Annotated in this window: 14 protein-coding genes; 5 read left to right on the top strand and 9 right to left on the bottom strand. The window is 48.7% G+C overall.

Annotation, left to right across the window (positions count from 1 at the left end):
- Positions 1 to 94 precede the first annotated feature (94 nt).
- A complete protein-coding gene (locus G6L28_RS21785; RefSeq protein WP_174000895.1) occupies positions 95 to 715 on the top strand; it encodes a RolB family protein in 621 nt (206 codons plus the stop codon).
- Positions 716 to 1,214: 499 nt separating this feature from the next.
- Here G6L28_RS21785 and ipt read toward each other — a convergent pair whose 3' ends face one another.
- Positions 1,215 to 1,934 carry an adenylate dimethylallyltransferase Ipt gene (gene ipt, locus G6L28_RS21780; protein WP_065657522.1) on the bottom strand — a complete coding sequence of 240 codons (720 nt, stop codon included), beginning with the start codon at positions 1,932 to 1,934 and terminating at the stop codon, positions 1,215 to 1,217.
- A gap of 700 nt (positions 1,935 to 2,634) precedes the next feature.
- Positions 2,635 to 4,902, bottom strand: coding sequence for an FAD-dependent oxidoreductase (locus G6L28_RS21775; protein WP_081307295.1), 2,268 nt, complete (start codon positions 4,900 to 4,902; stop codon positions 2,635 to 2,637).
- Between the two features lie 347 nt (positions 4,903 to 5,249).
- On the opposite strand from G6L28_RS21775, the gene iaaH reads away from it, so the two are divergent.
- A complete protein-coding gene (iaaH, locus tag G6L28_RS21770) occupies positions 5,250 to 6,653 on the top strand; it encodes an indoleacetamide hydrolase (RefSeq protein ID WP_065658786.1) in 1,404 nt (467 codons plus the stop codon).
- Positions 6,654 to 7,412: 759 nt separating this feature from the next.
- The gene (locus G6L28_RS21765) at positions 7,413 to 7,835 is read left to right on the top strand and encodes a hypothetical protein (protein WP_173994926.1); all 423 of its coding nucleotides are present in this window, start codon (positions 7,413 to 7,415) and stop codon (positions 7,833 to 7,835) included.
- A 526-nt stretch (positions 7,836 to 8,361) separates the two neighbouring features.
- Here G6L28_RS21765 and G6L28_RS21760 read toward each other — a convergent pair.
- Positions 8,362 to 9,030: a RolB family protein gene (locus tag G6L28_RS21760; RefSeq protein WP_065659466.1), complete on the bottom strand. Its 669-nt coding sequence runs from the start codon at positions 9,028 to 9,030 to the stop codon at positions 8,362 to 8,364.
- 805 nt (positions 9,031 to 9,835) lie between these two features.
- On the opposite strand from G6L28_RS21760, the gene G6L28_RS21755 reads away from it, so the two are divergent.
- Entirely contained in the window at positions 9,836 to 11,077 is a 1,242-nt protein-coding gene (locus tag G6L28_RS21755; protein ID WP_065656786.1) for a glycerophosphodiester phosphodiesterase family protein, read from the top strand.
- Between the two features lie 1,285 nt (positions 11,078 to 12,362).
- Here G6L28_RS21755 and G6L28_RS21750 read toward each other — a convergent pair.
- Positions 12,363 to 13,394 (bottom strand): IS110 family transposase, encoded by a 1,032-nt coding sequence (locus G6L28_RS21750; protein WP_174000893.1) that lies wholly within the window; start codon positions 13,392 to 13,394, stop codon positions 12,363 to 12,365.
- A gap of 108 nt (positions 13,395 to 13,502) precedes the next feature.
- Here G6L28_RS21750 and G6L28_RS21745 point away from each other — a divergent pair.
- A protein-coding gene (locus G6L28_RS21745) for an IS5 family transposase (protein ID WP_410171767.1) occupies positions 13,503 to 14,275 on the top strand; the annotation gives its coding sequence in 2 pieces (ribosomal slippage) (positions 13,503 to 13,829 and positions 13,832 to 14,275; 771 coding nt in all).
- Positions 14,276 to 14,518: 243 nt separating this feature from the next.
- On the opposite strand, the gene G6L28_RS21740 is transcribed toward G6L28_RS21745, so the two are convergent.
- The 5 genes from G6L28_RS21740 to G6L28_RS21720 are packed head-to-tail and all read right to left on the bottom strand — an operon-like array spanning position 14,519 to position 18,512.
- Positions 14,519 to 15,499 (bottom strand): aldose 1-epimerase family protein, encoded by a 981-nt coding sequence (locus G6L28_RS21740; protein WP_065657615.1) that lies wholly within the window; start codon positions 15,497 to 15,499, stop codon positions 14,519 to 14,521.
- 58 nt (positions 15,500 to 15,557) lie between these two features.
- Positions 15,558 to 16,028, bottom strand: coding sequence for an NUDIX hydrolase (locus tag G6L28_RS21735; RefSeq protein ID WP_065657614.1), 471 nt, complete (start codon positions 16,026 to 16,028; stop codon positions 15,558 to 15,560).
- The gene (locus G6L28_RS21730; RefSeq protein WP_065657613.1) at positions 16,028 to 16,834 is read right to left on the bottom strand and encodes an inositol monophosphatase family protein; all 807 of its coding nucleotides are present in this window, start codon (positions 16,832 to 16,834) and stop codon (positions 16,028 to 16,030) included. Before G6L28_RS21730 ends, G6L28_RS21735 begins: the two co-directional genes overlap by 1 nt.
- Complete coding sequence (locus G6L28_RS21725) at positions 16,827 to 17,600, bottom strand: glycerophosphodiester phosphodiesterase (protein WP_327786361.1); 774 nt, start codon at positions 17,598 to 17,600, stop codon at positions 16,827 to 16,829. Before G6L28_RS21725 ends, G6L28_RS21730 begins: the two co-directional genes overlap by 8 nt.
- 45 nt (positions 17,601 to 17,645) lie before the next feature.
- On the bottom strand, positions 17,646 to 18,512 hold the full coding sequence (locus tag G6L28_RS21720; protein WP_065657612.1) for an ABC transporter permease: 867 nt from the start codon (positions 18,510 to 18,512) through the stop codon (positions 17,646 to 17,648).

Below are 18,512 nucleotides of genomic sequence, written 5' to 3'. Positions count from 1 at the left end.
CGAGTCGGCCACAATCGCTTGCCCATTCACTATAAGAACACGAACCATCACTCCATTTCTGTCACAGCCCCTCGGCAAATCGGCAATATACGAAATGACGGTTCCTACTTGGCAGGTTCGCGATCTTAGACGCATCCTACGAGTTAGTGAGTTGAGGCAACACTTGCGCCAGGGTCGTACCGATTTCAGATCCACCCTGTCACAACTCGTATACTTTAACCGCTCCGTTGTTAACCCAAATGCGTACGATGACGAGTATCTCCTTTCAGACCAGAGGCTCACCTATGTTTACGTCGATGAAGTAACAGCGCAATTGTGTGGTCTCAATCGCCTATTACCGTCCAACTCTCCGGCCTTCGGGACAGTAGCTACCGCAATGCCCCCATGGCTATTGGATCCACAAGAAATGAACGCAATCTTGCAACAGAGTTGCGGTCAAGGAGGCTTCGTTAATTACCACCACGGTCCGAGTACAAACGGCTTTTTTTTAGCGATCCTGATGAGCCAGTTGTTCATACGGATCAGGACTGATGTAATCCGCGGTCAAGGTTATGGTTGGTACGCCAGGCAAGGTAATTATGTTGAGGAAGGAGAGGATAACGAAGGCATCGAAAACGAGGAAGAGGAAGAGGAAGAGGAAACGAGAGAGTTCCAATTATCCGATCTCATTCACTATCCCATTGTCGCATTGGGATCGTGCCATCTCACACGTTAGGTGTCGCGGTTACCAGAAAACTTAATCTATCAACGCGTACTTTGAATCTTTTTGTTTTTCATGTTTCTAATATCATCCAGTACCGAAATAAAATTCGTCATTTTCGTCTCTCGCAATGCAATTAATATGGTCTAAATACAGCAATTGTGGCCCAAACACATATTATTATTACTATTATTAGTCGTGCGTAATTTTATTTATGAAACGTCTCGCTTCAAAACTATGAAAATACAATACAAAATGAAACACGCCCATGAAAAATAAAACATCTACAAATACCAATCGAACATTCCATAATATACTTAATCGTATTTTATTATGCAAAGATAGATCTATCTTTGGCATTGCGTAGCGGCGATGCTGCAGGCGAGCATAGCTGAGATACTCCTGGGCTATACCTTCCACCAACTCGTCCTGCGATTTTTGTCTTCATCGGATAGGGCTGTTCGTCGTTGCCAATCGCAAACATAGCGAATCCCCAGGGCGCCAGGAGATCCTATTACATTCCGAACGGATGACCCTCGAATCCTTCGAAAGCGACTGCGTTAATTGAAGGGAATTCCTGTTCCTGTCGGCGCGCATGGATGAGATACTCCTGAGCGATCCCATGAACCAACTTATCCTCCATGTCTGCGCCAAGCTGCAATAGCATATCGGGTGTGATCTGGTTTTGGCTAGCAAACAACATGGCGTATCGATACCCATCAATCCCTTCCAGTATGGGCCTCAGCTGAGGCTGATTCCAAAGATGAACCAACTCTTCGATGATAGAAAGGCCTGCAGCGGGGTGCAACATCTGCTTAACTCTGGCCTTGGCCGCTTTCATGAAGGTCTCCTCGTCTGCTAACTTGTGGCGAATAATACGCCAACGAAAATCGTTGCTCCAATAACTGCTCTGCACCATGCACTTGAGCAACGAGATAGATCCTCCCTCAAGAATAAGCCCACCGTGAGCCTCATTATTATAAACCTCCGCGATCAGCCTCTCGTGAGCTTGCTTGGCTGAGATGATACCCTTCACAAGAGGCTGTTCATCAAGGTATAGACGGGTCGTGCCCTTCAGTTCTTCCACTGTTGGTCGTCCGCTTCCGGTTGACAGTTGAGGACAGCATTGGACCCGGTCGAGAGAAAGGACTGGCTGCCCGGTTTGCTGGGCAAGAGCTATCGCGGTCGATGTCTTTCCTGTACAAGTTGGACCGAAAATTAGACGGAGATCCATAAGTGTTTTGCGATATCTTGAATACAAATTGATATTTTTTGGGTTCGAGAAGTGTATCATCACAGGCTGTTATATTGTCTTCCTCGAGATTCCTTATTGAAGAGCAAATGGCTTTAGCGTCTCTCCAAAGGGCAACTTGTTTTTCAACAAAGTGTGGGGCACGGCTGTTTCCTTGAAAGCAATTTGTCACCAACGAAGGCGCCTTTAAGTCAAAATAAGGCTGACTAAATCAGCACTATAGAGGCAGCTATTCATGCCACTTGAGGACGTTTTTCCGCGCTTTACTGCCACTTGTCTGCGCTGATTATCATCATTGCTGGCGAGAGAGTGAAATCGTTTGTAATAGTTGATTAGGTGAGACGTCAAAATAAGGGCGACTATTTCACAATTGACTTAAATGTCGCTATAGTTAGGCACATATGATAGCAATTTCTTAACAACGGCGTCCATTATTTACTTCGTGCAGTCGTTTTCATTGCAACAAAATCAACTATATTTTTGAAATAACAGCGCCATTTCAATAAATACGGCAGTATATAATTTTTAATTTTACAGCAGCATATTATTGCGAACTTCAACATAATGAAAGATAAATACAATAAAATAAATCTTTTTACGCCATTACATTCTTCGTTAAACATCCAGATTGCATTAATATGCAATTTATAAAACGTTCAATACATGTAACAGGATCCATAGATTAATTTCTAATGCGGTAGTTATATCTCTTCCAAGAGTGTTCGAGAGGATTGCCCTTTGCTAAAACGCCTCCACAATTGTGGATAATTGCACAGACGGCGTTACACGCGGTCTGAATAGCGCCCTCCACCCATCCACCCGTGAAGGAACAACTGCAACCCGCCAAGTAAACTCCGGTATCATTAGTCGTGTCCAGCGCCTGAAAGAAAAGTTCTTCAGAATAAAAATCCTCGCCACGCCGGTTGAGTTTGAAAGCTCCCCCGGCATTCTCGTCTGTAAGCCAATCATGTTGAATAACATTTTGGTCGTAATCAGCGCAGGCGGGAACTAGATGCTCGGCAAACGCCGGGAAAGATCTCGAAATCGCGTGCCGCAGCAGACATAATCGCTCTTCTTTGTCGGGGACCGCCAATAGCTTGTGGGAGTCGTCCTCCCATGTATAACTGATGAGCACCAGACCTTTACCATTCGGATCCTGCGGCTCATAGTCCAGGCAGTACACTGCTTTTGCGATGCCGTCCATGAGGACACAGGACGGGAGGATATGGTCTAACCAAAATTTTCGTTCAGTCAGCAAGAAGAGTTTTGACGAGCCAGTCATGTGGCTGTTATCAACCGCTTGGTTCACTGGTGCACGAAAAATGGTGGTATCGTATGTCAGACAATGCCTTAGTTGGATATTTGCGAGTCCAGATGTCACCACCACCTTATCATAAAGTTCAGATATCCTGCTCTTAAGCGTTATCTTTATTTTTGTCTCTTCCTTCTCAATCGCCCTGACTTGAACATGGCGTATACGCTGACTTACAGACACACCGTTAACCACTTGAGAGGCTATTCGACGAGGAAGTTCTGAGATTCCCTCAGAGCACATCCACTGATTTTCTTCATATTCGTTTACGACCAAGCGAAGGATCTCAATAAACCCGCTTTCAAAAACAGGACCAAACCCGCCAGATCCTATTCCCATTAGCTTGAATAGGTCCCAATCATGAGGGAAACTCCATGTTTCACCACCAGGAGGATGCGTGCCCAGAAAGATCCTCTCTATCGCGGAAGAGAAGGACTCCCTCCCGAAACGGTTCAACCAAATTTGCCAGGAGTCACGAGCCCGCCTAATGTCTCCTGATTTCAAGGCCTGAGTAATTGCGACAGGCGAAGCCAACACAATATCTCCCTCATGGAAACCGTCCTTCAAGAACGCACGCCAACCGTTGTAAACGCGATGGAACAGCTCCGGTGGCTGCTGCCCGGCGTTCCACATGTATCGGACGCCTTGGTAGACCAAGTTAGTGTCGACTGTGCCGGGATTTGGGAACGGCCTCATCGAAGACAGGCCGTACCGCTCGAGGAAGAAAAACAAGCAGGATGCAGCAGGAGGAAATCGCATCGCCCCCATTTCGGCCACGACGCTGGGAGCGTCCTTGAAAACATGTGACCAAAGCTTGCCTCCGACCCGATCACTTGCTTCATATATTGTAACATCGTCTACCCCAGCATGAAGCAGTTCGCTTGCCACCACGAGTCCGGAAATGCCAGCGCCAATGACCGCCACTTTAGGCTTAGGAACATCTTCCGGAAAGAAGCCGATCCGTCCACTATCGAAACATTGGTCAAAAAACGGTCTGTAGTCATAGAGCAAGTCGATTGTTGGAAAGGAACCTGACGAAGCCTTCAGCATCAGGTTTCGACCATAAGCGACCATGTCAAATGGCACGGCCTCTTCAAGGGTCATGGTAAACCCGGTAACGCGTTTCATCGTGCCTTTCTCATACAGCGGCATTTGCAGGGTTCGAACGCGGGCAGTCTTAGAGATTGAAATGGCCACGAAATGACTAAGATCGCTGGGTGCACATCTTTTACCGCTCAGCAAAAACAGGGTTTGGAGAAGTTGTGCTTCGGAGAAATCCATGCAAAATGGTGCAAGGTCGATGGCAATGAGGCCACTGACTGTTGCTCGCGCCCAAGGTTCCGATTCAAGTATCCGCGCCAGAATTTCCTTGCCAACATAGATGTAAGCGGAGAGAACTGCTATCTTTCGCCCATCTGAGATCTCGGGAAAGCGACCGTCGGCCAGCCTTTTGCAAGCTAACCCAGCGCTGCACTCGGTGGAGATTTGAGTAATCCTCCTTCCCCTGGAAACTTCTCGTTCTAAGAAGGCATCGGAAACCCTCCGGTCCATTTCATCAGCTTTATCGACCATTATCAGATCCACCATTTTGGTAGAGAAATGATCGCACTGGTTATCAAAGAGAGCTGAAGCTGACATTGCTAGAAAAGATTCGTCTCTGTGTAGATAACCAACGACATCAACTGTTTCTATTTAAGTTGAAAATCGGGGAACATACTGTTCGTTGACATGCCAATGGAAAGCGACAATTTGGGCTTTTTTTTAATATGATATTCACTCTGGTCCACCTCGCTGCTCAATCAAGTTGAATATTGATTGACAATTGATACAATACTGTTTGCGTTTGAAAAAGCGACCTTAGTGCCTACAATCATTCGTATCACACGCCGTAATTGCTGAATTCCCACCAATAATCGCGCAATTTGGGCCCAAGCTTGGTATATTTATTTTGTCTGAAATGGGTTTGAAATCCCCAACTCAGAAAGATGGTGGCCATTACCTCGTTAGCACAAACCCTAGAACGCATCAGACGGAAGGAATACTCCTGCCTAGAACTAGTGGAGACTCTGATAGCGCGTTGTGAAGCTGCAAAATCATTAAACGCCCTTCTGGCTACAGACTGGGATGGCTTGCGGCGAAGCGCAAAACAAATTGATCGCCATGGAAACGCCGGAGTAGGTCTTTGCGGCATTCCACTCTGTTTTAAGGCGAACATCGCGACCGGCATATTTCCTGCAAGCGCTGCTACGCCGGCGCTGATAAACCACTTGCCAAAGATACCATCCCGCGTCGCAGAAAGACTTTTTTCAGCTGGAGCACTGCCGGGTGCCTCGGGAAACATGCATGAGTTATCGTTTGGAATTACGAGTAACAACTATGCCACCGGGGCGGTTCGGAACCCGTGGAATCCAAGTCTGATACCAGGAGGGTCAAGCGGTGGTGTGGCGGCTGCGGTGGCAAGCCGATTAATGTTGGGCGGCATAGGCACCGATACCGGGGCATCTGTTCGCCTTCCCTCAGCCCTATGTGGGGTAGTAGGATTTCGACCGACGCTTGGTCGATATCCGGGAGATCGGATAATACCGGTTAGCCCTACCCGAGACACTCCCGGAATCATAGCGCAGTGCGTAGCCGACGTTGTAATCCTCGACGAGATAATTTCCGGCACACCGGCGAGAATGCCACCGATACCGCTGAGGGGGCTAAGGATCGGCCTTCCTATAACCTACTTTTATGATGACCTTGATGCTGATGTGGGCCTAGCAGCTGAAACTACAATTCGCCAGCTAGCAAACAAAGGCGTAACTTTTGTTGAAGCCAACATTCCTCACCTAGAAGAACTAAACAGTGGGGCCAGTTTACCAATTGCACTCTATGAATTTCCACACGCTCTAAGACAGTATCTCGATGACTTTGTAAAAACCATTTCTTTTTCTGACGTGATCAAAGGAATTCGCAGCCCTGATGTAGCCAACATTGTCAATGCGCAAATTGATGGACATCAAGTTTCCAGAGCTGAATATGAACTGGCCCGTCATTCCTTCAGACCAAGGCTTCAAGCCACCTATCGCAACTACTTCCGACTTAATAGATTAGATGCAATTCTCTTCCCAACTGCACCCTTGGTGGCCAGACCCATAGGCCAGGATTCCTCAGTTATACACAATGGCTCGATGATGGACACATTCAAGATCTACGTGCGAAATGTGGACCCAAGCAGCAACGCAGGTCTACCTGGCTTAAGCATTCCTGTTTGCCTTACACCTGATCGCTTGCCCGTTGGAATGGAGATCGATGGACTAGCGGGTTCAGACCAACGTCTGTTAGCAATAGGGGGGGCATTGGAAGAAGCCATTGGATTCCGATATCGTCCCGGTTTACCTAATTAAACCTTCTATCTTGTCCGTTTTTACAATTCTTTAGATTGTTGATATACAATCATGTGTTGCGTCCATAGACAAGGAGAAATTATGTTCTGGAAAAATAAATAATCTGAAATGAATATTTCTTAAACACATCGGCTTGATGTAACAATAAAACTCTCTGTAAATCCATGATAGATAAACAACCTCATCATTGAAAATGAAATATAGCCTTTTTAGCAATATGTAGATTCGTAGAATGATAATGCGTATTCGGATTTAAATGAAACAAATTCCTAAAAAATGAAATTTTATTCAGTTAAAAGGATAACTGATCGGAGTACATAATATAACATCGGCCTAATGTATTAAAATCAATCTGTATATCTATGATCCGCGTTCCGCGATCCGTTACAAATTTCTCAAATCTGCATTATGAAATTCGCGGCTTTTTTGAAATGAAGCGCCGCGTGAGGATAGATGTGACGGAACATGACCCACCTTTGAATGTGGATGCACCTGTCACAACCACATCATTATTAGTCATTATTTTACGCTATCGACGGCCCACTTGGCACACAGATATGCGCGGCCTTACGAAAAGTCAGCAATTTCAGCCAGCGCAAAATCCGCCAAGCGTGACTAGCGGTTGATCGCCTTTTTTGGATGAAAATAGTTCAAGCTTTAAAATCGATGCTCCCCGAAACCGTAGGCACGGATCACGCAAGGCCAGCTTATATAAAGGGCACCAATATTAGCTTGTCTCACACAAAGAAACCTCACATCATGAACTTCTCAGATATTCCGTTGGCTTCTCACGATCTACAATGGGCATCCGAAAACTTTATCAACACTTATGGTAAATCTTCAGTTCTGGAATCCGGAGAGGTAATCAATACCGAGAAAGGACTGCTGTACATCTACGGCGCAGAGGTACTCAGACGCGAACTGCGGAATATTTACCCCTCAGACGTACTCAAAACCCGAATTGATAATACCCAATTCCTGATTCATGCGAAGGAGGAACTATGCTTCGTTCGCATGCCGCCAGCTGAAATGAAGGAGAAGTTAATTGACGCAACTTTCTATATCGCCGTTTTTCCAAGCAGCTTATTCCTGTACGTCGGAAAAGAATTAGGGAAGAGTTATCTAAGATGCCATGACTCAGCAACCTACTATCCCGTGGTAGCATATGGACCGACGAGTTAACTATCTATATCACCATTTATGTATCACATACAATATCTCACTTCGTGTTTCATACACGACAATATATCTACCTATGTAACCTCATATTTTTAACGTATTTCTACGTATTATCCTTGTACTAATAAATGTGTTATTCCATTATAAAATGATATCGCCATTTTATAATGGCGATTATTATGTCTTATTAATATCCACTACCTGTAATCATTTTTAAATCATTCGTGTCGTCAATCTAGATTTGAATTGAATTAACCGAGCTTCAGAACTTACATTTCAATAACGGACGATATAAAACGAATTATGATAAACATATTACTTCGTCCATGATGAAGAGAAAGTCATACGGTATCATGTTGTGACAACGCTTACATAACGGCAGCAATAACAACATCGGAAATCGTATTACATATTGGAAACAAAATGATTATATTAATGCTGAATACATAATTTTATACTTAGGTGGGATCGTTACATTTTGTTACAAACGGACACCCTTGCTTCATCCCCGCCAACACACCTCTGCACGTTAGACCAAACGCTTCCACAAGGAAGTGAAAGCCATATCACACCACATCTTGGGCTCCTTTTTCAGCCCGTTATCCTGAAAGAGAGTCTTGCCGACCGCGATTATTTCAACACAGAAGGGACCAATCCGGGATGGCGCTAAGAAGCTATTGCCGCCGATCTTCATATGCGAGAAAATCGGATTTTGAAGCGACGTACTCGGAAGAAAAGCAATGTAAGCATCCAAATCATGTGTCTCGTTGCTTGTATTTTGATAAACATTTTTCTGCCACAACCTCATAGTTTGTTTTGTTATCCCTTCGGCATAGGGTGGGACGGTGGAGATAACTGCGTCTCCGTCGGAAGCGCCGTCATAAAATCGCTTCTGTGCATACTCTCGCATTTCTTGAAACGAGCAATAAACGTACATCAAAGATACATTGGGTATATCTGTTGGACCTGGGCAGCCCGCAACTTCGCAAAAGCGCTTGACCACTTTGTCTTTAGGTGGATCAATGGGAACATCAGTATTAGTGATTAAATTTATCCACGAGCGTTGAGCAGCTATGAGACTTTTTTGTGCAAAACTGCGGCGAGCATTCGCGGTGTGAATTAGAACGAGTTTAAGTTCACGCCGGTCTTGTAGATTCGAGCTGTCGATAATGTTGAATATCGGCTGACTGTCATACATCTCGAATTAGTGACTGATTTTTGAATATAAATTCAGTTATATCTCATAATTAAATGGGCTTCGGTGGCCGTATTATTGGTACTCAAAATCATCAATCACGGGATTGATTTAAATTAACTAATTTTAAAATGAGCACCGAAGTATTTCGTCTTTTTACCCTATTAAAATATTGATTGTTATTAAGACTTTCTACAAGTGGGACACGCATCTTATTGAAATCGCCGACAAAGGCGTGATGTTCGGCCAAACAATTTTAACGTTCGCGTAATTCTCACCTACTCCCCATCTCGATGCTAATTTAGGCATTTCAAATCACAATCATCGGAGGAAGTATTTCATTTTATCGCTTTATCAATGCAATGAGTTATAATATTTCGATTCATGTGATGCATATTTCTGTAAAGAATTTGCAATTTACTACGCCTATTGCATAGTTAGTTTTTGCTCTGTATCAACCACCATGCTCATTGATGTGCCATGTAAAATTCCCGAACATCACGCCATTTACATTTGAATATATCCTGCCGCCGCCGTAATGCTACTGGCCCACCTGTCGATTGGTTAGAACCCAGAGTTAATAACGTAAGCGCTTACGTCAATAAGACAGGTAAAGCTATCTATAAATATATTCGGTATGCAGACTATTAATATTATCTAGTCAATTTAAGAAAATAGCGGCATAAACAATGGAGGTAGAGCAGGCATTTTTCTTTTTTTATTATTTTTCTGTGAGTCCTCAACATTAACTTACCTGCAGGTGCTTTCTCAGAGGAAGCCGAGACGACGGAGTGATACCAACTGGCCGATGTGGGAACTAGAGTGGGATCTCCCCGCTGGAACAAGTGTCTCTGAAGTGCTGGCACGTTACTCGACGCCAAATCTGCTCCAAAAGCTTGACGAGAAACTCGATGTTCAGGTTGTTGAGCACAGAGGCATGTTTAACTTGGGAAAGGGAATTCAAGAATGTACGAAAACAGCTATTTTGTCCGCGATTGGAGAGGGGCATAGAAACCTTTGTGAAATTGACATTGCGCTCACGGCGGACGGCGTTCCAATCGTCGCTCACGAATTCAATGTATTTCGTGTTGCTGCTTTAGATGAGGATAAGCCGGTTCGCAAATTTTTGTCCCATCAGATCGTTGGACGACCAGTCATCATACGCGAGATCGAGAACGGTAAGATCTCTGAGACAAACTACAGGGTTACTGACCAGACTATAAGCACTCTTGAAGATATCCTCGACAGCGCGATTCAGGTGAATCCGGACGCAACCTTCATTCTCGACGGCCGCGATGACGAAGCTCATCTCATCGTGGCCTGGTTAAGCTATAGGTCGGCGTATTTTGGCAAGGTTGCTCTTCTATTCTACACCTTCAAGTACATTGATGGGGATCACTTTGTGCAACTGGTAGAGAGTGCAGATCCGGAACCTCGATGGAGGCAGACTGTGCCCCTCATGCCTATGCTTTTTCCAATGGAAATGGTTCGGATCGCAAGGGATCTGGGGCATTCTCATCCGACTGTTGATGAAATATATGGGGCTGCAAAATATTGGATTGATTCCGTCCTCGCCCAAGACATTTGCATTTTTGCTGTTCAAACTATGCTGTCCTACGTTTCTGAAGACACTTTAGAAGACGCGGCAACTGAAGACGAAAGACTCGCGTACAGGGCTAGCGAAGCGAGCACGCGTTTGGCTTACTATGTAAAGTTTGATCGCGATATAAAGGAAGCGAGACCAAACCTAAAACTCTCGACCGGTACCCGAAGTTACGATTTTAGTGCTGTGACACAAGGAAAAAGGTTGCAATTCCATAACGAGTTTTTCACCGGTAGAGAGGAAGCATGGGACACCGACCTTCGCCATTACATCCGCTGTCGCCAAGGAACGCCTGGTATACCCCTGCTGCATGATCTTCCAGATTTGGTAATTTCCGACCGCTCAGAGGACGACATGGCTTTACTTGCTTGGAAGAGCGCTGGCGTCAAACGTAGGGTCGACGTGCAGGCACCTCACCTTGACATCTACGATTCTGAAGAGGAGTAGGCTTCGTAATTTTTTGTTGACGAATGCGCACAGTTATTGAAGTATTTCTGAATACTGAGTACTTTAAATTCAAATATCAAATAAGATCGGACATATTCGGCCGTATGCACCGTTCACTTGCTTTGTAATTTGACATGGGACTATGTATTGTTTTCAGGCATTTATCTTATATTATAATGTATTGCGAAATTATTTCAGCAAATAAAATTCGAAATAATTTCATTCGACAATTGCCCAGAATAATTTACGGTCTTATCGGTACATAATACATCGTCGCGCTCTTAACTGAATTATGAGCAATTTTATTAAATCAAGATGCCTTCTAGTGGGACCTGTTAGGTATTCATGACGGGCCTAACCTATTTCGTCTTACAATCACCATTAAAGTATTTACTCGTTGATGCGAATAAACTTCAATTCAGGCTCAAAGTCGATAAAATGGCATGATTGCCTCGGTCCGCTTTTGATTCAGAGAAACAAAAGTTTCTCTCTCGCTGATTGATTTTGTGTTTCTTTCATAGGCTCAGATTGCAGTACGGGTCATTCCACTGTCTCGCGGCTTCCCGCTGACAAAACGGAAGGCGGAAATCCCGCATACGGCTATACTAAATGCCATAAACACGTGTTCAGTAAGTTCAAAAACTGACGGCGATTTCACACCCAGTAAGGCCACAACGCCCGCACTTTTCATAGTCATATATATTCCTGCAGCCGTTATCCTTTTTCGATAATCGTAGGTGCCCTGAACCGCGTTCGAAAATGGAGTTTACACTGCCATATATCCTGCCGCTGCTGCAGAGGTGCGGTAAGTCGATTTCAGTGAACGCTGGGAAACAATTTGGCGATTGCCAGTTTATTTGTCAGGCGCTTGTCACCGTGGACCTCAATCTGCCCGTCGAGGATGGAACCAAGCCATTCGCTGTGTTATTCTTCACGTTCGTCTGGTTCCGTCCTCGTGTCTAGGCAGTGTCCCCATAAACAGGGTTCATCTTATTGGCGGTGTGTGATTTTATTGGCGGTGTGTGATTCATATGTGGAACGGCCCGGTTAGCAAGGTATTTTCCTCGTAGTTCACCATCGGACGGTGCATTCATATGTTCGGCCTATTGATGCGGTATAGCCCGCTGGCCACGATGAAGTCCGCAATGTCGATCGCCTAATCAATCTCACGCGCTCTACGGCGCCCTGAATCACACGGTCTGATCGATATTGAGGTTGCGTTCCATTGGTTCATCACGCTGTTGTACCTTGCCGCTATCCCGGCACATAACGCCGGGAATTCTGTCTATGCCTTGATCATGACTGCCGGGGTCTGATACGTCCCTCCTTTGACAAGGAGCGCCCATATTGTACGCGCTATTTTGTTGGCCAGCGCTACCGCAGCGACCTTATAGGGTCTCCGCGCTAGCACAGAGGCGATCCAAGCTGGTAGTTTCGCGCCTCGTCGGGCCTGCTTCAGGATTGAAGTCGCGCCAACGACTAACAAAGTCCTCAACTGCTTGTTGCCACGTTTTGATATCTTACCAAGCCGCTCTTTTCCTCCACTGGAGTTCGCCCACGGTGTAATGCCGATCCAGGCCGCCAAATCGCGCCCGGTCCGAAAGCCCGCAGGGTCTGGAACTGATGCCCGGACAGTCGCTGCTATGATGGGTCCGACGCCGGGGATCGTTGTCAGACGGCGAGCGGCATCATCAGCCTTCACTGCGGCGACAATCTTGCTATCGAGCTTTTCAATCCTTCCCGTCAGGATTTCAATTTGATCGGCCATTTCCAACAGCGCCGCCCGAGCTGAAGGGGGAAGCCGATGATCTTCTTCGTCGCGTACTATGACGACAAGCTTGGCGATACTGGGCATCCCGGTTGCAGCAATGATGCCAAGTTCGGCCATGTGGGAGCGCATGGCATTTGACATCTGGCTGCGCTGCCGGACGAGCAACTCTCGCGTCTTTAAAACCATACCGGCGGCTTGTTCTTCTCCGGATTTAACGGGTACGAAGCGCATTGTCGGACGCGTCACCGCCTCACATATGGCCTCGGCATCCGCGGCGTCCGTTTTATTTCTCTTCACGTAAGCTTTCACATAAGCAGGTGGCATCAGACGAACCGTATGACCGAAAGCTGCGATCGCGTTCGCCCAATAGTGCGCGGTGCCGCAAGCTTCGATACCGATAAGGCAAGGCTGGATTGAGCGGAAAAACTCGAGCACCTGCGAACGCCTCAAGGAACGGCGAACTGCGACTTTTCCATCTCCGGTTACGGCATGGACCTGAAAGATCGACTTGGCTAAATCAAAACCGATTGTGGTAATCTTCTCCATGGAACGGTTCCTTCAAAAGTGTGGTGATTGGCGTCCCCACAATAGGCATCCTTGATGCCGGTTCGAAGGGCCGTTCCACACCATCAATCTCTTTAGAAGGAGATTGGTATGCGCCGTCACGAATTGAGCGACGAAGAATGGGCTATCATTGCACCTCTTTTGCCGAACAATAGCCGTGGAATTGAACGTGTCGATGACCGCCGGGTGATCAACGGCATCCTGTGGCGTTTCAGGACCGGTTCGTCCTGGCGCGATGTGCCGGAGCGTTATGGCCCGCGCACCACGCTTTACAATCGGTTCTCCCGATGGCGCAAGGCGGGCGTCTGGGATCGTCTTCTGGACGCCGTTTCAAAGCGTTATGATGGAGACATTGTGATGATCGACAGTTCTTGTGTTCGCGTTCACCAGCATGGTGCCAACGCTAAAAAGGGGGATCTGCCGATCCTTGCATGGGACGTTCGCGCGGCGGCCTGACGACAAAGATACACGCTCTCGTCGATGCAGATGGCAGACCGGTTCGGCTTGAACTCACCGCTGGCCAAGCCGCCGATGCACCGATGGCTGAAAAGCTGTTGAGTGACCTGCAGCCCGGCGCGATGATCCTCGCCGACAAGGCATATGACACTGACGCAATTCGTAACTTTGCCAAGCAACGCAAATGCTGGGCGAATATCCCTGCAAAGGCTAATCGAAAGCAGACATTCAGCTTCAGCCGCTGGGTCTACCGTCAGCGCAATCTCGTCGAACGGTTCTTCAACCGTATCAAGCAGATGCGCGGCCTTGCGACGCGATACGACCGGCGTGCCGACAACTATCTCGCCGCCCTCAAGCTTGCAGCGACGAGGATATGGATTGCCTCAGCTAATGAGTCCGCGTCCTAGCAAATTCCCTTCAACTGAGATGCAGCATGGCAAAGCGCGGTGATAAAGACTATCTTTTCGACCCGCTGCGATGTCCGGAATTTTGTGCGACCGCTTCCGTAAAATTTTTGGAAGAACCGATGCCGGGGACTATGCCCACGAGACGACATGGTTGATCAGACCGGGCATGACTTTGAAGCGCCCCTCCTCTTTTTCACGCGGATGGTTTCAGCTCGAGGAAAAGGTCGTCACTGTCGCCAAGCTTCAAGCGCCCTCATAGGAGCCAAACACCAATCCGATCGTATAGTTGCAGCTCTCCCCCGGCTGCAGGAGTGGACGGTCTTCTGCGATGTCGGTACGAGGCTCGACGCCAAGGGCGTACATACCTGATTGATACGCTCGCCAGATCGCCAGCCTGTTCAGGTGCGTTCGGCTGAACGATAAGCCCACAGATACATCGAGCGCCGGGTTTGAGAGCATGATGGGATCGGACCAGGGAATATCGCGACTATCTACAGAATCCACGCGCTCACCGTATTTGTCATTTGGCAGAGGTTGCTCAACCAGCATTTTTGCCGCGAGAAGTTCAGGTAGACCTGTGAACTCCAGGTTCTCATCAAGAAACGGATACCCCAAATTCAGGTGGTAGATCATCGCGTGATGGGACGGGACGAAGCCTCGATTGGTAACCACATCATCGATCACTATTTCAGAGGCAAATATCCCAAGTGTTACGCGCCGCCGCAATTCGAGTGTCTCACCAAATACACTTGCCTGCCTGACGATGCCCTCACAAAAGATTTCCTCGCTGCCCTGGTCGACCCCATATCCCACCAACCGCGCTTTCTCGGTGGAGATCCTACCGTGCTGCGGCATTTTTCTCGTTTTAAGATGGGGGTGTCCGTAGTGCGAAATATCCGTTTCGCGCGGGCGGCTGACGTGGTCAAGTCCGCAGGTCACCATGAAGCCATCGAAGTTGCGCAGGAACCCCCACCCGTCCTCCGAGCCGGGATCAGACGGAGGAAACCGCATTTGTGCCGGCGAATTCCAGCCGATGTTCACGCCCTTGAAAGAAAGACTGGAGACATCAAATCCTCTGTCGACGGCAATCTCGAATGAAATCCCCTTCGCGTTCCGGGCAATGAGTAGTCTTTGACCTCGCGCGGGACCATCCTCGAGCGTCACCAGTCGAATGTCCGCAACCCCTCTCAAATCCGGGGTCTTTCTCAACAGATTGATATCCATAGTATCCTCGATCGCGTCGCTCGCTGAGATTGTCAGAAGTTCCGACTGGCCGGCGACGCTAAACGTCGGCGTTCTGGCCGCCCAAATTGAAGAGAAGCTGCTGGAGTCCGGGTTCATTTACTGCCAGAGCGGCATCCGCTGGTGAACACCACCTTTTGCGGCGTTGGCCCTTCTCAGGGAACTCGTCTTCGACCTCCGAAACCATCAGCAGATAAACCTGAACGAGACAGGGAAGAACCTCATCCAGAGAGATCTTCTTATCGTAGGTGTAGTGGCCAAGAGGCAACTTGCTGACACGCCCTCTGACCCCTGCCTCTTCCCACGCTTCCTGTTTAGCAACCTGATGCGGCTTCTTCTTACTCATCGGCCAACCTTTGGGTATTACCCAACGGCCGGTATCTCGGCTCGTGATGAGGAGAACCTCAACGTCACCGGGAGCGAGGTCGGCCGATCGCGTACAAAGTGCCGCGTATTGGTCGACCTTCGCGCCGAGTGGTGTTTGACATATTCTGGTGGCATCACGCCGCATTAGGCAGCAACCGCCACTTTCTGGAGCAGTGGTCTTACTTTCTCCAGAAAAGTGTCGCTTCCACAAGCAAAACGGAGCTTCTGCGGTAGTTCGGTTCTGTCCCAGTCAATCGTATGCGAGACGCCAAGATTGCCGAGTATCGGCAACGCCGCCATCACATCCCAGGTCGAATCGCCCAACGACACATAGCCATCGGTTTCACCCATCGCCACCTCGATGAGAGACAACGTTGCCGAACCGCAGCAGCGGAAGCTGATACGAAGATCATCGGAGATGAAGCGAACAACTTCGAGCCGGTCTTCGGTCGCCACCGACGGATGAAGACCAACTCCCATTGAAGCCCGGGAAAGATCGAGCGGAGGAATTGGTTGCAAGGGCTTGTCGTTCAATTGCGTCTCGACGTCCCTGCCGCCAGTCAGCATCAAATCTCGCACGGGGGCGTAGATCACACCAAAGACCGGCCGACGGTGTTCATAAAGTCCGATGGAAATCGCCCAGTTCTGGCCGCCACGAACAAAATTGAACGTCCCATCTATAGGATCGATGACCCAGGTCCGTCCGGACGTTCCATTGATCTCGCCACCTTCCTCGCCATAGACGCCGTCTTCCGGAAAAGATCTCTTGAGATTGGCGATTAGGAATTCTTCGACCTGCCTGTCAGCTTCCGTCACGAGATCAAGATGGCCCTTTTTCTCGACAGGCAAATCAGCGAGCTTGCGGAAATACTGAAGGGCGAGTGCGCCCGCTTTTCTCGCAATCTCTTCTACGATGGCCTCTACCGTGTGCCCCGTATGCAAATCAGCCATTGGCTTCGTCCTTGAGCCGCGCGGCCTGCGACACATCGTTGCTGATGAGCTGATCAAGCTGACCTTCGCGAATCCAGCGAACGACGTCGGCTTCGATATCGACGCCGTACGTCTTGAGACTCTTCAGTTTGCTCGGGGGTGGAACGTGGAGGAAAGTCGCAATCCCGCCGTCATGGAGCTGGATTGCTTCTCCGCTTGGAAAATGGTGGATCTCAAGGTTGATGGCATCAACGTTGGCTTCGCGTGCGATGGCGGCCGGATCGAGAAGGCGCGAATGCGACAAGCCGACAGTCGGCACCTCTGGAATAGATTTCTTCAGAGCCCGGAGCTGGACAAAGTCGAAGGACGAGAACTGCAGCAGGTCAGCGCAATCGAGTTCATCGATGATCGCCCGGAGCTTCGGGAAGAACACGTCGTCATGACCATAGGTCTTCAGCTCAAGCTGATAGATGATGTTGTGCTCGCGGGCGAAGTGCAGCGCGTCCCTGAGGCGTGGAATTCGCTCGTCTCTAAACTCCTCGCCGAACCATCGGCCGGCACTCAAGGCGGCAATCTCGGAATAGGCCATGTTGCAGATCAGGCCATTGCCGTCGGTGGTCCGATCGACGGTTTCATCGTGTATCAGGACCAGTTCACCGTCACTGGTAATGCGCAGGTCAGTTTCGCAGGTCACGCCGGGTCCGGCAAACTCGCGGGCCGCGCGAAACGCAGCATACGTATTTTCCGGCGCGCCTTCGCTATGGCCGCGATGGCCAGCGACGCGCATTGTCTTTGGCGTCATTCTCAGCGGGTTCATTTTGTTTCCTTTCGTTTAACGGAGCCGCGCATCGAAGCGGTCACGCAGATAGTCGCCGAGCAGGCTGATCGACAGGGTTGTCAACACGATTACCGCGCCCGGAAACGCAGCCAGCCACCAGGCGATAGCGAGATAGTTACGGCCGTCAGCGACCATCAATCCGAGACTCGTGGCCGGGGGCTGGATGCCGAGACCGAGAAAGCTCAAACCGCTTTCGAGAAGAATGATTTCCGGGAAATTGACAGTGAATTGTACGATGAGCGGCCCCGCAATGTTCGGCAGCATGTGACGCAAGTAGATTCGCATCGGCGGCACGCCAACGATCCGTGCCGCCTCCGCATACCCTTCCTCTTTCGCGCTCAGCACGAGCCCCCGGGTCAAGCGCGCATAGCGTTCCCAGTTCGCGAACCCGACCAGAAAAACAAACAACAGTGGGCTCGACCCGAAGATTGCGAGAATACCTAATGCGACGATGATGAATGGAACAGATGCCATGGCGTCGGAAAAACCCATGATCGCATTATCGATCCACCCGCCGAAATGGGCGGCGATCAGCCCCAGGCATGTGCCGATCAGGGCGCAAATAAGCGATCCGACGACCGCGATCATCAGGGTCGTCTGGGTTGCAACCAAGAGATTGCTGACAACGTCTCGGCCAAGGTAGTCGGTCCCGAGCATATGAGCTACCGACACAAACGGCTTGGCAAACCGGGCCAGCGGGTCCTGATGGAGGTAATCATAGGGTGCTGCCCACCGCGCCGTGATGCCGATGATTACGACGATGGCAATCCAGGCACAGCACAGTCCAATGATGACCGGCATACGATGAAAGGGAGCCCACACGGTGCTCTTCAACGAGCGTGAAGCTGTCGCTGTCGTCAT

The sequence above is a fragment of the Agrobacterium larrymoorei genome, assembly GCF_013322225.1.
GTDB lineage: Bacteria > Pseudomonadota > Alphaproteobacteria > Rhizobiales > Rhizobiaceae > Agrobacterium > Agrobacterium larrymoorei_A.
Note: the sequence above shows the minus strand (reverse complement) of the source record. Positions and strands in the feature narration are given on the sequence as shown.